Genomic DNA, 12,355 nt, shown 5'->3' on the forward strand with positions numbered 1-12,355 from the left:
GCGATGATTGATGTGAAAAATCTCAGCCTGAGTTTTGGTGACGACGATCGCCGGAGTCAGGTGCTGTTCGACGTAAATCTGCAGGTGAAACAGGGTGAAATTTTCGGGCTGGTAGGCGAGTCGGGTTCGGGTAAAACCACGGTGCTGAAGTGCCTGGCGGGATTATTTACTCACTGGCAGGGAGAGCTGAGCATTGATAACCAGCCGCTGAAGCACCGCATCGATCGGGCGCGCTGTCGTCAGGTACAGATGGTGTTTCAGGACCCTTACGGTTCGCTGCATCCGCGTCACACGCTGGGCGACATCCTGGAAGAGCCGTTGCAGATTCAGGGTATCGGGCAGCGCCAGCAGCGGGTGGTGGCGATGCTGGATAAGGTCGGGCTGAATCGCGCCTGGCAGACGCGCTATCCGCACCAGCTTTCAGGAGGCCAGCGTCAGCGCGTAGCGATTGCCAGGGCGCTGATTCTGGAGCCGCGCGTACTGCTGCTGGATGAGCCCACTTCTGCTTTGGATGTTTCGGTACAGGCGGAGATCCTGAACCTGCTCAGCGATCTGCAGCAGCAGGAGAACCTGACCTATCTGATGGTGACGCACGATCTCGGCGTGGTGGCGCATCTCTGCCATCGCGTGGCGGTGATGCAACAGGGCAAAGTGCTGGAGACGCTGGATGTGCCGACGCTGGTGGCGGATCGCGCTGCGATGCCCTATACGCGGATGCTGGTCGAGGCGAGTCGCCACACTCATGTGGCAGGCTGAAAGTCAGCGGAGGTCAGGAGAGAGAATAAAAAAAGGCCGGTCAGACCGGCCTCGTGAAATCGGAGGACTTAATGCGTCAACTGACGCACAAAGGCAACGATCTCCTGATTTTTGCCATGCTCAAACAGGCACTGCTGGAAACGCGGGCCGCTGACGGCGGTACGCACCAGTTCAGGATCAATAGCGCGCAGCGTGTCGAGATAGTTATCTTTGATCACCGCAGCCTTAACCTGGTTCAGCAGACCGGCATTGCGCACCTGCGGCTCTTTACGCTCTGGCGGATAGCCATTGCCCTTCTCGCCGGTGAACGCTTTTTCAAAGATAAAGCGCAGATTCAGTTCTGCACCCCAGCCAAACCCTTTAGCAAATGGCAGGGACAAGGCATTGCCGTTGTTGATCTGTGCAAACAGGTAAGCATCCGCCGGATCGATACAGTAACCGCAGACCACGCCCGGATGGATGTTAAGCGACATCAGCGCGCCCTGTCCGGTGCCGCAGCCCGCGACCACGAAATCTACCGCCTGGCTGTTGAGCAGTATGCTGGCCTGAATACCGAGGTGAATGTAAGTCAGATGGTGATCCTGCTCATCGCTCATCCCGACGTTGAAGACCTGATGGCCCAGCGGCTGTGCGACACCTTCCAGTTCTTTCAGCACGATAACGTTTTTAGCGGCCTGGCTGTTTTCCATCATTAATGCGATTTTCATGATCTACCCTTATAAATTAATTGAAACACCGTTTCATTTTAATGAAAAAGCACTAAAGTGCATGGGCTAATTCACCTGCGCGCTGTGAGAGCCATCACAAAATGGCCATTGCAGTGCCTGTTACTGCATGAGGATTCCGATGTTTATCTATCATAAAGATCAGCCCCTGGACGATTTGGGTGATGGCGTGACCCGCCGCGTGCTGGCACATGGCGGCACAATGATGGCGGTTGAAGTCCGTTTTGAAAAAGGGGCGACTGGCCCGCTGCATCACCATCCCCATGAGCAGCTGACCTATGTACTGAGCGGACGTTTTGCCTTCACCATTGAGGGTGAAACGCGGGAAGTCGGCGCGGGGGATACACTCTACAAAGCACCCAATGTGGTTCATGGCTGCGTCTGTCTTGAGGCAGGTGTGCTGCTGGATACCTTTACGCCGCAACGCGAAGATTTCCTCGCGGCTAAATAACTCACGCGGCCCGATGGGCCGCTTGCCAAACTGACCTGATGTTGTCTCTTTTCCCTGCCCACCGGATTTGACTTAAAACCGGTGCAATTTTTCTGAAATTCTCTTCACTGCTAACTGAATGATTAGCCAGCACTTCCTCTGCAGCCGCGCTACGCTTAGCGCCGGCTTAAAAATCATTCAGGCAGATTTCTGTACAAAATACGGATCGTTGTATAAGTTTAATAGCAACACCAGTGCGTTTTTTAACCCGAAACAGGACAATAATATGCCAATGCAAAACACCCTGACCCTGCCGGTGAACCATACCATTCCGGTCAAAAATGAGTTCAAATCATCCTTTACCGCCTCTGAGCAGGACAAACTTAATTTTCTGATTGAGGAGTTACTGGAAGCAGGCAAAGAAAAAAGCTGCATGGAACTGCTGCGTCATCTGGCCTCTGCGGACAGCGCAGAAGAAGAAGCGTGCTGCCGTGAACTGCTGACGCTGCTGATGGCACAAAAATGAAGCCTGTAGCTGGCGGTTTAGCGCAGATTCACTACGCTTCAGGACCTTTATTCCTACTCCGGACATTCGCCTGACCGCACGTCGCCGTTCAGGCGTATTCATTTTCATGTAAACATTGCCTGTTGTTCCCAACGCCAGATTGCCCACAGCAGCGGATGCTGTTTCGGGCGGTTAATCCAGGGTGACTCACCAGCCCTCCCAGCCTCTCATTGCTTATCCCTCCCTGCTTTTGTTAGCCTGAATTGCGCATCGGCGAGACGCGCCTTATACCGGCCGCACGGTTTATTACCCACCTGTTAAAGGAGTGACACGATCATGACTTCTGCACCTGCCACACTGCATCTGCTGTGTGGAAAAATTGCCTCCGGGAAATCGACGCTGGCAGCGGAACTGGGCGCTTTACCGGGTTGCGTGGTCATCAGCGAGGATGAGTGGCTGGCCGCGCTCTGGCAGGACGAGATGCATTCAGTGGCCGACTATGTGCGCGTCGCGGAAAAACTCAGGAAGGCGATGACGCCCCACCTGGTGGCGCTGCTTAACGCGGGTGTCTCGGTGGTACTCGATTTTCCGGCCAACACCCGGGCAAATCGTGACTGGATGCGTTCAGTGATAGAGGCATCCTCTGCCGATCATCGCCTGCATTATCTGGACGTTCCGGACGCACTGTGTAAATCGCGTCTGCACGCCCGTAATCAGGGCGGCGAACACGCCTTTGCCGCCACGGACGAGCAGTTCGCGCTGATTACCCGCTATTTTGAACCGCCGCAGGAGGAAGAAGGCTTTCACCTGGTGCGCCACAGTTAACGTCTTTTGCTATCAGGAGAGATCGATAGCGGCAAGCACGTCAGCAATTTCCCGACAATCGGCAGCGGAAAGCGGCAACAGCGGACGCGGCAGGCAGTTGCGTTCGGTCAGCCCCAGCAGCCATGCTGCAGCGCTGATGACCCGGAAACTGCCGCCGTGCTGGCGGAACAGTGCCCACAACGGCTCAAGACGATCGGACTGTGCTCTGACGTTCGCATAATCACCTGCGGCTGCCGCCTCGGTCATCGCTTTTGCAACGCGCGGAAACAGCCCGCCGCACACCGAATACCAGCCATCACAGCCCGCAATCAACCCGTTGCCAGCAGAGGCATCACCGCTAACGCCAATCGATACGGAAGCAGGCAGCGTGTTGCGCAGTTGCGCGAGGCGATCATTCGCTGCGGACTGCTCCGCCGGAACACCCGGAATTTTCACTGAACCCACGCCAGGCAGTTGAGCGATCCGGCCCAGCAGCGCATCAGAAAACGTAAAATGGGTAGTGCCCGGATTGTCATAGACGCAGATCGGCACCGAGGCGTGACGCGTCACGGTCTCATAAAGCGCGAATACTTCCTCCTCTTTCAACGCCTGATAACCCAGCGGCGGCAGCAGTAATGCGGCAGCACCCGCCTGCTGCGCATCTTCAGTCAGCGCCAGCACCTCATCGGTGCTCACCGCGCCCACGCAGATCATCACCGGAATCGAATCTGCATGTTCAACCGCCAGCGTTGCGATGCGCCTGCGCTGCGTGCGGGTCAGATACGCATAGCTGCCGGTTGATCCCAGCACGCCAAGGGAGTCGACTTTTGCCTCCGTCAGCCTGGTCAGCAGCCGCAGAAAGGCGGCTTCATCGGGTCTGCCCTCTGCAAAGGGAGTAAGGGGAAAGGCACTAAGTCCGCTGAACATATCGTCTGCTCCATTGTAAGAATGCGTTGCCTGGCTGACGTTCGTCCGTACAGCCATATTTCGTTACCGGCCGAAGCATCGGTTCGCTCCGCCCGCTATTTTTGTGCCATCACCCTCTTTACTCTCGTTTAAAGGAAGATAGCGATGATTGCCGTACTGTTTGAAGCTGAAGCCCGCCCCGAACACCAGATGCGTTATCTGCAACTGGCCGCCGACCTGAGTCCGCTGTTAAAGGACATTGATGGATTTATCTCTATTGAGCGCTTTCAGAGCCTGGGTGATGAGAAAAAAATCCTCTCGCTCTCCTGGTGGCGCGATGACGCCGCGGTACAGGCATGGAAACGTAACCTTTGCCACCAGGCCGCGCAGCGTGAAGGTCGTGAAACCCTCTTTGCCGGTTATCGCATTCGCATCGCCACGCTGGTCAGAGAATATGCCTCACAACAGGGAGTAAATTAACATGTTCGATATTCATGTGATCCTGCAAAATAGTCCAGGCACCCTTTCCCGACTCACCACGCTGCTGGGCCGTCATGCAATCGGGCTGGAAGGCGGCGGCCTGTTCTCGTCTGGTGCGCAGAGCCACGCCCATTTTCTGGTTGCGGAAGGTGAACGGGCGCGTGCCGTGCTGGAAGCGGAGGGGATCACCGTCGAGGCACTTAATACCCCATTGATTCGCAGGCTACCGCAGCAGGGTCCTGGCGAACTGGGGGCGATAACGACACGCCTGGCCGATGCCGGGATCAACATTCTGGTGCAGTACAGCGATCACGCTAACCAGCTAATCCTGATCACCGATAACAATCAATCAGCCGCCGGGCTGACGACAGAATGGGCTCCATAAGCTAATGGCTAAACCGCAATCGGAAAACGCAACGGACGACAGCGACGCGCTTGAGCACGCAATTGTGAGCGTCGCCGCCGCGATGGCCGATTCGTCTCGGGTAAAGATGCTGTCAGCGCTGATGGATGGACGCGCCTGGACGGCTACGGAACTTAGCGCCGTCACCGACGTGGCCCCCTCCACCGCCAGCGCGCATCTGAACCGGTTGATTAACAGCGGCCTGATCGTCTGTGTGGCGCAGGGGCGTCACCGTTATTACCGGCTGACAGGCAGTGACATCGCAACGCTGATTGAGAACATGATGGGGGTGTCGTGGCGAAGGATCGCTGCGCCACAGAGCACGACGCCGACATCACTGCGCACTGCCCGCACCTGCTACGACCATCTGGCGGGTGACGTCGCGGTGCAGATATACGCCGCAATGGTACAGCAGGGCTGGATCACGCCGGAGGGCAGCGCCCTCACCCTTTATGGACAACAGCAGTTTGCGGCGTTGCGAATTGATCTGTCGCACCCCGGACGCCGCCGGGCGTGCTGTGGCTGTCTCGACTGGAGTGAGCGCCGCTTTCATCTCGGCGGCTACGCGGGCGCAGCGCTGCTCACCGCCTTTGAGGTGCAGGGCTGGCTCACCCGACAGCCCGGCTACCGTGAAGTGACGTTTACTGCGGTAGGCGCCAGGCATTTACGTCAGGTTTTCGATATCACACTTCGCTGACACAGCACGCCTGAGTTCAGAGCCCATTTGCTGCCAGGCTCTGCGCGGGCGGCCTCGGACTGCCTGGAATCCCCTAATCAGCCCATAACAGGCTTATGAATTCTGTCACATTTCCGCAAACTCGCCTCAGAGCCGATAACACGCCGACAAAATCGGCAGTTTCTATAACCTTATGAATCAGAATGCTTTTAAATGATAACGCCAGGCAATCATGCGGCGCACACATTAATCATTGCCATTTTTGCACTTATTCAGCGCCGGGCGCTGATCCACTCTTCAGTCACAGGCGCGGCAAAAAGCGTCATACCTTACTGGAGTTACTGATGCAGACAACCTCACCCATGACTCACCGCGCCAGGATTGGCGCTATATTTCGTGTTACCTCGGGCAACTTCCTCGAACAGTTTGATTTCTTCCTGTTCGGTTTTTATGCCACCTATATCGCCCATACCTTTTTCCCGGCCAGTAGTGAGTTTGCCTCACTGATGATGACCTTTGCCGTCTTTGGTGCAGGCTTCCTGATGCGCCCTATCGGCGCAGTGGTACTGGGGGCGTACATCGATAAGGTCGGCCGTCGCAAGGGGCTGATCGTCACGCTCTCCATCATGGCGGCGGGCACATTTATGATCGTGCTCATCCCCTCTTACCAGAGCATTGGCCTGTGGGCACCGCTGCTGGTGCTGATCGGCCGACTGCTGCAGGGCTTCTCCGCCGGTGCAGAGCTGGGCGGGGTGTCGGTTTATCTGGCCGAGATCGCGACGCCGGGCCGCAAAGGCTTCTACACCAGCTGGCAGTCGGGCAGTCAGCAGGTCGCGATTATGGTGGCGGCGGCAATGGGCTTTATCCTCAACGCCGTGCTGGAAGAGAGCGCTATCCGCGAATGGGGCTGGCGTATTCCGTTCCTGTTTGGCTGCCTGATTGTGCCGTTTATCTTCGTGCTGCGTCGCAAGCTGGAAGAGACGCAGGAGTTCAGCAATCGCCGCAGTCATCCTGATGTGAAACAGGTGTTCCGCATCCTGCTCAGTAACTGGCAGGTGGTGATTGCCGGGATGCTGATGGTCGCGATGACCACCACGGCGTTTTACCTGATTACGGTTTATGCCCCGACCTTTGGCAAAAAAGTCCTGCTGCTGAGTGCCTCGGACAGCCTGCTGGTGACGCTGCTGGTGGCGGTGTCGAACTTCATCTGGCTGCCGATTGGCGGCGCGATCTCCGACCGCTTTGGCCGCAAACCTGTCCTGGTTGCCATGACGCTTCTGGCGATCGCCACCAGCTATCCGGCCCTGAGCCTGCTGGCAGCGGCACCGGGCTTCTCTATGATGCTGGGCGTGCTGCTATGGCTTTCGATGATTTACGGTCTCTACAACGGCGCGATGATCCCGGCGCTGACCGAAATCATGCCAGGGGAAGTCCGCGTGGCAGGCTTCTCGCTGGCCTACAGCCTGGCAACCGCAGTGTTTGGTGGCTTTACCCCGGTGATGTCGACCGGTCTGATCGAACTGACCGGCGACAAAGCCTCGCCTGGCTACTGGATGAGTTTTGCGGCTGTCTGCGCGCTGGGCGCAACACTGTATCTCTATCGTCGCACCCGCAGTGCCGTATTACCTGCCCATAAAACCGTTAGCTGAGGAACTGAAGATGAAACTGAAAACGATGTCACTCTACGCTGCCCTGCTGTTCAGCGTGGCGGGCAGCACCACGGCGCAGGCAAAAGGGCTGACGGTAATGATCTCCGGCGGATTTAAAGCGGCATGGGATACGCTTTCGCCACGCTTTGCCCAGCGTGAAGGGATCACCATTAACACGGTTGCCGGTCCGTCGATGGGCAAGACACCACAGGCGATTCCGGCGCGGCTGGCGCGTGGTGAACCGGCTGATGTGTTAATTATGGTTGGCGATGCGTTAAGCGACCTGCAAAAAAAGGGCGCAACGCTGCCGGGTTCACGGGTTGAGCTGGCGGACTCGCGCATCGGTGCAGTGATAAAACAGGGTGCCACGCCGGTGAAAATCGGCAGCGAAAGCGAGCTGCGTACTGCCCTGCTGAACGCCTCTTCCATCGCCTACTCCGACAGCGCCAGCGGCAAATATGTCAGCAGCCAGCTGTTCAGCCGACTGGGCATTGAGGATCAGGTGAAGGCGAAAGCGGTGAAGGTTGAGCGCATCCCGGTGGCCTCCGAGGTCGCGGCGGGTAAATACGCTATCGGCTTTCAGCAGGTCAGTGAACTGCTGCCGGTCTCCGGCGTAACGTTCATTGGCGAACTGCCGGACACGCTGCAGTACACCACCCGCTTCGCCGGTGCCGTAGTACGCAGGTCAGCGCAGCCGGACGAGGCGGCGAAGCTGCTGCACTGGCTCGCCTCGCCTGAGGCACAGCAGGCCGTGCACGCCAGCGGCCTGCACAGCGTGAAGGCGTCAAAACCGGCTAAAGTCGCTGATACTGTTCAATAATCAGGTTTTCCAGTTCGCCCGCGATGTGCGAGAGCATCCGGCCATTTTTACGCAGCAGTCCGACGGTGCGTTTCACCTGCGGATCGGTTAACGGCACCGCCATCAGCAGGGCGTGATCGTAGCCGGGCATCGACATGGCGGGGACGGCAGCAATGCCAAGCCCCGCCTCAACCATCCCCAGCATGGTGGTGACGTGCCGGGTTTCACAGACACAGGGTTTCTCCGGCATGATCGCCTGCAACGCCTGGTCCAGCAGGTTGCGATTGCCGGAGGTTTTATCCAGTCCGACCCACTCATACTGATAAAACGCCTGCCAGCTCAGACTCTTTTTGCCTGCTATCGGATGGTCACGCCGACAGGCCGCCACATACGGATCGTCCATCAGCGGCTGGAAGTGCACATCCGGCTGCGAGCGGCTGGAAAAGCTGATGCCGAAATCGGCCTGACCGCCAATCACCGCGTCATAGACGTTGGCCGCACTGCTGTCGACCAGCTTGACTCGTACGCGGGGATAGCGCGCCTGAAACAGCCGGATGATGTTGGGCATAAAGTAGTAAGCGGCTGACGGCACGCAGGCGACGGTAATCAGGCCGGTGCGGGCTAAGCTCACTTCACTCAGATCGGCCATCACCTCTTCAAAATCGGCCAGCAGCTTTTCCGAACGCTGAGCAAACGCATGTCCTTTCAGCGTCAGCGTGACGCGGCGCGTGGTCCGCTCAAACAGTTTGATCCCCAGCGTGGTTTCCAGCTTATCGATGCGGCGGCTCAGTGCCGATTGCGAAAGGCAGATTGACTCCGCCGCCAGGCGAAAATTGCCAAACTCCACCAGCGCGCGAAACGCGTAGAGATCGTTGAGATCGAAATTAACCGGCATACATTCCTCTTCCCCTAAACCGCATCAGGCTTGCCATCATCATTTTCATCGCCTTCCGTCTGGCTGAAATCGCTAACGAATTTGCTGAGCAACTGTTCCAGCGTCTCGCGGTCGCTCTCTGGCCAGTGGAGGAAAATGCGCTGATAAACCTGCACCCGTTGCGCATCGATTTTATCAGTCATCGCCCTGCCAGCCGCGGTAATTGCGGCTTCGTTGATCCTTTTGTCCTGACGGTTTTTCTGCCGCACGACCAGCCCGGTCTCCTCTAATTTCGCTACCTGACGGCTGACCGTGCTGTAATCACGACCCACCCGATCGGCGAGTTCGCCCACGCCGATCGGCCCGAACCGGCTGACCTGAACCAGCAGTGGAAACAGTGCCCGATCCAGCTCAATACCCGCCGCTTTAATCATCGCCATATCGCGCTGAGGCCGGTTAAGCGCGCCCGCAATTGTCAGCAGACAATCATGCAGCGCATCGTATTTATGTGTATTTTGCACACTTTTCATTGACGCTATCCAGAGGCAGGAATAATGTGTGTAATTTACACTCATTAACGCCTGAACAGAAGGATGATAAACAATGAAAGCAGCAATAATCGGGCAGGCAGGCGCACAACCCTACTACGGCGACATGCCGGAACCCCAGCCCGGTGAGCATCAGCAGCAGGTGACGGTCAACGCTGCGGCACTCAGCCAGCTGGCAAAGGCCCGCGCGGCAGGCACCCACTACAGCTCTGTGGCGCACTATCCGTTTATTCCCGGCATTGACGGTACCGGATATCTCGACACGGGCGAACCGGTCTATTTTCTGACGTTTAACGCCGCGGCAGGCAGCATGGCCGAGCGAACCGTGGTCAACAGTGAACATATTATTCCACTGCCTGCCGGTCTGGATCTGGTACTGGCTGCCGCTCTCGCGAATCCGGGCATGTCCTCCTGGGCGGCGCTGACCCGTCGGGCAGCACTGCGTCCTGGCGAGACCGTGCTGATCAATGGAGCCACCGGCACGTCGGGACGTCTGGCGATCCGCATTGCCCGTGCGCTGGGCGCAGGCAGAATCATTGCCACAGGCCGTAACCGGGAGGCTCTGGAACAACTACAGAGTGAGGGTGCTGATATCATACTGACGCTGGATGCATTATCGGCAGAGCTTCCTTCTCTGATGGCGGAAGGCGTTGAGGTGGTGCTGGATTATCTGTGGGGTGAGAGTGCACTGGCGATCATGACGGCGGCGGTACGCGGTGGTGACAAGGTGGTTCGCTTTGTCCAGATTGGTTCGCTGAGCGGACAGGAGATTTCTCTGCACAGTAAACTGCTGCGTTCATCCGGCTTAACGCTGATGGGAAGCGGGCTGGGCAGCGTGCCAGACCGTGAGCTGATCGCCTCAATAGGGGAAATGCTGCAGGCCGCCGCGTCACATGGATTTGCCATCCCCTTCCAGTCGCGGCCACTCAGTGAGGTCGCTGAGGCCTGGCAGAGCGACGACAGCCGCTACCGCACGGTCTTTACCCTTCCGATGTAACGGACGGCTCCACCTTATGTAGAAATCGACCAGGATAATCGGGTTGGATGGCGTGCTGGCTGCTGTAGCGGCCAAACAGTTTGTAGCGGTTTAACGCGATGCGGTCATAGGCAAAATTACCGATTGCATCCGGAAAGTGGCGCAGCACCGCCAGCGCGCGCCACGGGGCAGGCAGATGCTGCATCACGCGGAACACCGCCTGCGCCCGCAGCCAGTGCTGATTGTCCGCGATATAGACAATGGTGCTGACGTTTTCTTCCGGCAGTCCGGCCCAGCGCAGCAGCGCTTTGCCCTGCTCGCTCTGCACCGAGGCAAAACGAACCTGCCGCGCCAGATGATGACGCAGCAGAAACTGAACCCAGCCGTTACACAGTTTACAGACGCCGTCATAGAGCACGGCGCTTTCACCGGTTTGCAGATACGGGGGTGATGACATCCTGCAACTCCTCACTCATCTGATGATGAGCTGAAGTGTAGCGGGTTCTGGTCAGTTGCTGGTGCAGCCAGTGGATAACGGCCGCGTGATCCTGGTTGCAGGCATTCACTTCATACACCGGCCCCAGCGCCATCGGCCGGGCCTGTTGTGCCAGTTGGCGCAGCTCCGGCAGATACTCAGCGCCCGGATGGCCAGGCAGCCGCTGTGACAGCCGCGCCTGATAGCGCGCCACCGCCACCTCCGGCGCGATCCTGAGCCATAGCTCCAGCGCCTCTTCGACGCCCGCCTGTTTCAGTCCCTGCTCAAGCAGCGTGCGCGGCTGAAAGCCAAACCAGGCATCGATAAGCCAGATCTGACTGGCGGGTGCCTGGCCGACAATGTTCCAGATCGCCTGATAAGCCGCGCAACCCAGTTGCCGGTTACGCTGGCGATCGACCGGCGCAAAGCAGGACATAAACGGCTCTTTCAGGCTGTCGAGGGTCAGCACGGGCCAGCCAAAGTGCTGTGACAGCGCGTGCGTCAGGGTGCTCTTTCCCGACGCCGGAATGCCATTAACCAGTACCACACGTTTGGAGGGAATGTTTTGCGTCATAAGATATCGATAACCTCCGCCACGCTGCTGGCCTGACGTAACCGGACCAGCGTCTCCTCATCCTCCAGCAGCGACACAATCGCGCGGATTCCCTCTTCGATATGCGCGTTGCTGTCGCGTGCGCCAAACATAATCACAATGTCCGCCTTATCACTGCCCTGAAATGAGATCGGCTCATTCAGCAGGATTAGACTAAAACAGTCACGGAGCACCCCCGCTTCCGGTCGCGCATGAGGAATGGCGATCCCCTCCTCAAACACATAATAAGCGCCGTGAGCCAGCGTATTGGCGATCACGGCATCAGGATAGGTGGCATCAAGATAACCGCCGCGGACCAGCGGTTCGGCGGCCAGCGCGATAACCTGACGCCAGTCCGTGGCGTCGATGCCAATCTGAATGGCGTTGGCCTCCTGCAATAACTGCTTAATCGTCATCAGCTCTCCTTAAATCGACTGGCGAACCACATTGCGTAATTCATCGATTTTGACAAACAGCGCATCAATTTCATTGCGGTAGCGACGGCTTTTCGCAAATAAGCTTAATGCCCGGTTATATTCCAGCATTAATTGTTTTTGCGTTTCGCCATCACGCGGATTAATCGCCAGCTGCTGCTCAAGCTGCGTTATTTTCTCGCGACTTAATGCCGCCAGATGATCCTGCTGCTGCTCGCTGGGTGATTCCACAGCCGGAAACTTTTTGAGGAATCCAAACATAGACTCTCCTGCCCCGCATAATATTGGGGTAGCTAATATAAACAGTGAATAAAAGATCGTTA

Annotated in this window: 18 protein-coding genes; 10 read left to right on the forward strand and 8 right to left on the reverse strand. The window is 57.5% G+C overall.

What is annotated here, in order from left to right; genetic code table 11:
• The first annotated feature begins 3 nt into the window (after positions 1 to 3).
• Positions 4 to 756: an ABC transporter ATP-binding protein gene (locus IV493_RS08850; RefSeq protein ID WP_110330265.1), complete on the forward strand. Its 753-nt coding sequence runs from the start codon at positions 4 to 6 to the stop codon at positions 754 to 756.
• A gap of 68 nt (positions 757 to 824) precedes the next feature.
• Here the strand turns inward: IV493_RS08850 and IV493_RS08855 are convergent, their stop codons facing one another.
• Positions 825 to 1,463, reverse strand: coding sequence for an RpiB/LacA/LacB family sugar-phosphate isomerase (locus IV493_RS08855; protein WP_033783072.1), 639 nt, complete (start codon positions 1,461 to 1,463; stop codon positions 825 to 827).
• Positions 1,464 to 1,602: 139 nt separating this feature from the next.
• On the opposite strand from IV493_RS08855, the gene IV493_RS08860 reads away from it, so the two are divergent.
• The 3 genes from IV493_RS08860 to IV493_RS08870 all read left to right on the forward strand — a co-directional run bounded on the left by IV493_RS08860 (position 1,603) and on the right by IV493_RS08870 (position 3,241).
• Complete coding sequence (locus IV493_RS08860) at positions 1,603 to 1,932, forward strand: cupin domain-containing protein (RefSeq protein WP_033783071.1); 330 nt, start codon at positions 1,603 to 1,605, stop codon at positions 1,930 to 1,932.
• Between the two features lie 265 nt (positions 1,933 to 2,197).
• The gene (locus tag IV493_RS08865) at positions 2,198 to 2,437 is read left to right on the forward strand and encodes a hypothetical protein (RefSeq protein ID WP_147789240.1); all 240 of its coding nucleotides are present in this window, start codon (positions 2,198 to 2,200) and stop codon (positions 2,435 to 2,437) included.
• 315 nt (positions 2,438 to 2,752) lie between these two features.
• Positions 2,753 to 3,241: an ATP-binding protein gene (locus tag IV493_RS08870; protein ID WP_195858104.1), complete on the forward strand. Its 489-nt coding sequence runs from the start codon at positions 2,753 to 2,755 to the stop codon at positions 3,239 to 3,241.
• Positions 3,242 to 3,253: 12 nt separating this feature from the next.
• On the opposite strand, the gene IV493_RS08875 is transcribed toward IV493_RS08870, so the two are convergent.
• A complete protein-coding gene (locus IV493_RS08875; protein ID WP_195858105.1) occupies positions 3,254 to 4,147 on the reverse strand; it encodes a dihydrodipicolinate synthase family protein in 894 nt (297 codons plus the stop codon).
• Positions 4,148 to 4,291: 144 nt separating this feature from the next.
• Here IV493_RS08875 and IV493_RS08880 point away from each other — a divergent pair, with 144 nt between their 5' ends.
• The 5 genes from IV493_RS08880 to IV493_RS08900 all read left to right on the forward strand — a co-directional run bounded on the left by IV493_RS08880 (position 4,292) and on the right by IV493_RS08900 (position 8,154).
• Positions 4,292 to 4,606: an antibiotic biosynthesis monooxygenase gene (locus IV493_RS08880; protein WP_195858106.1), complete on the forward strand. Its 315-nt coding sequence runs from the start codon at positions 4,292 to 4,294 to the stop codon at positions 4,604 to 4,606.
• Between the two features lies 1 nt (position 4,607).
• Complete coding sequence (locus IV493_RS08885) at positions 4,608 to 4,991, forward strand: amino acid-binding protein (protein WP_195858107.1); 384 nt, start codon at positions 4,608 to 4,610, stop codon at positions 4,989 to 4,991.
• Positions 4,992 to 4,995: 4 nt separating this feature from the next.
• Positions 4,996 to 5,706, forward strand: a complete 711-nt coding sequence (locus tag IV493_RS08890) for a helix-turn-helix transcriptional regulator (protein WP_195858108.1) — start codon at positions 4,996 to 4,998, stop codon at positions 5,704 to 5,706.
• Between the two features lie 320 nt (positions 5,707 to 6,026).
• Positions 6,027 to 7,334 carry an MFS transporter gene (locus IV493_RS08895; protein ID WP_095707729.1) on the forward strand — a complete coding sequence of 436 codons (1,308 nt, stop codon included), beginning with the start codon at positions 6,027 to 6,029 and terminating at the stop codon, positions 7,332 to 7,334.
• 10 nt (positions 7,335 to 7,344) lie between these two features.
• A complete protein-coding gene (locus IV493_RS08900) occupies positions 7,345 to 8,154 on the forward strand; it encodes a substrate-binding domain-containing protein (protein ID WP_195858109.1) in 810 nt (269 codons plus the stop codon).
• On the opposite strand, the gene IV493_RS08905 is transcribed toward IV493_RS08900, so the two are convergent.
• Both IV493_RS08905 and IV493_RS08910 read right to left on the reverse strand, forming a co-directional pair.
• On the reverse strand, positions 8,129 to 9,028 hold the full coding sequence (locus tag IV493_RS08905; protein ID WP_013357829.1) for a LysR family transcriptional regulator: 900 nt from the start codon (positions 9,026 to 9,028) through the stop codon (positions 8,129 to 8,131). The two genes, IV493_RS08900 and IV493_RS08905, sit on opposite strands and share 26 nt — an antisense overlap.
• Before the next feature lie 14 nt (positions 9,029 to 9,042).
• Positions 9,043 to 9,537 carry a MarR family winged helix-turn-helix transcriptional regulator gene (locus tag IV493_RS08910; protein ID WP_033732652.1) on the reverse strand — a complete coding sequence of 165 codons (495 nt, stop codon included), beginning with the start codon at positions 9,535 to 9,537 and terminating at the stop codon, positions 9,043 to 9,045.
• Between the two features lie 73 nt (positions 9,538 to 9,610).
• Between IV493_RS08910 and IV493_RS08915 the strand changes: the two genes are divergently transcribed.
• The gene (locus tag IV493_RS08915; protein WP_095707222.1) at positions 9,611 to 10,552 is read left to right on the forward strand and encodes a zinc-binding alcohol dehydrogenase family protein; all 942 of its coding nucleotides are present in this window, start codon (positions 9,611 to 9,613) and stop codon (positions 10,550 to 10,552) included.
• Here IV493_RS08915 and IV493_RS08920 read toward each other — a convergent pair.
• The 4 genes from IV493_RS08920 to IV493_RS08935 are packed head-to-tail and all read right to left on the reverse strand — an operon-like array spanning position 10,536 to position 12,293.
• A complete protein-coding gene (locus IV493_RS08920; protein WP_195858110.1) occupies positions 10,536 to 10,988 on the reverse strand; it encodes a thiol-disulfide oxidoreductase DCC family protein in 453 nt (150 codons plus the stop codon). The two genes, IV493_RS08915 and IV493_RS08920, sit on opposite strands and share 17 nt — an antisense overlap.
• Positions 10,957 to 11,580: a glucokinase gene (locus IV493_RS08925; RefSeq protein WP_195858111.1), complete on the reverse strand. Its 624-nt coding sequence runs from the start codon at positions 11,578 to 11,580 to the stop codon at positions 10,957 to 10,959. Before IV493_RS08925 ends, IV493_RS08920 begins: the two co-directional genes overlap by 32 nt.
• Complete coding sequence (locus IV493_RS08930; protein WP_195858112.1) at positions 11,577 to 12,014, reverse strand: PTS sugar transporter subunit IIA; 438 nt, start codon at positions 12,012 to 12,014, stop codon at positions 11,577 to 11,579. The genes IV493_RS08925 and IV493_RS08930 overlap by 4 nt, the downstream gene beginning before the upstream one ends.
• A 9-nt stretch (positions 12,015 to 12,023) precedes the next feature.
• On the reverse strand, positions 12,024 to 12,293 hold the full coding sequence (locus IV493_RS08935) for a hypothetical protein (protein ID WP_195858113.1): 270 nt from the start codon (positions 12,291 to 12,293) through the stop codon (positions 12,024 to 12,026).
• Between the last annotated feature and the right edge of the window lie 62 nt (positions 12,294 to 12,355).

Source organism: Pantoea sp. SM3640, assembly GCF_015654165.1.
GTDB classification, from domain to species: domain Bacteria; phylum Pseudomonadota; class Gammaproteobacteria; order Enterobacterales; family Enterobacteriaceae; genus Pantoea; species Pantoea vagans.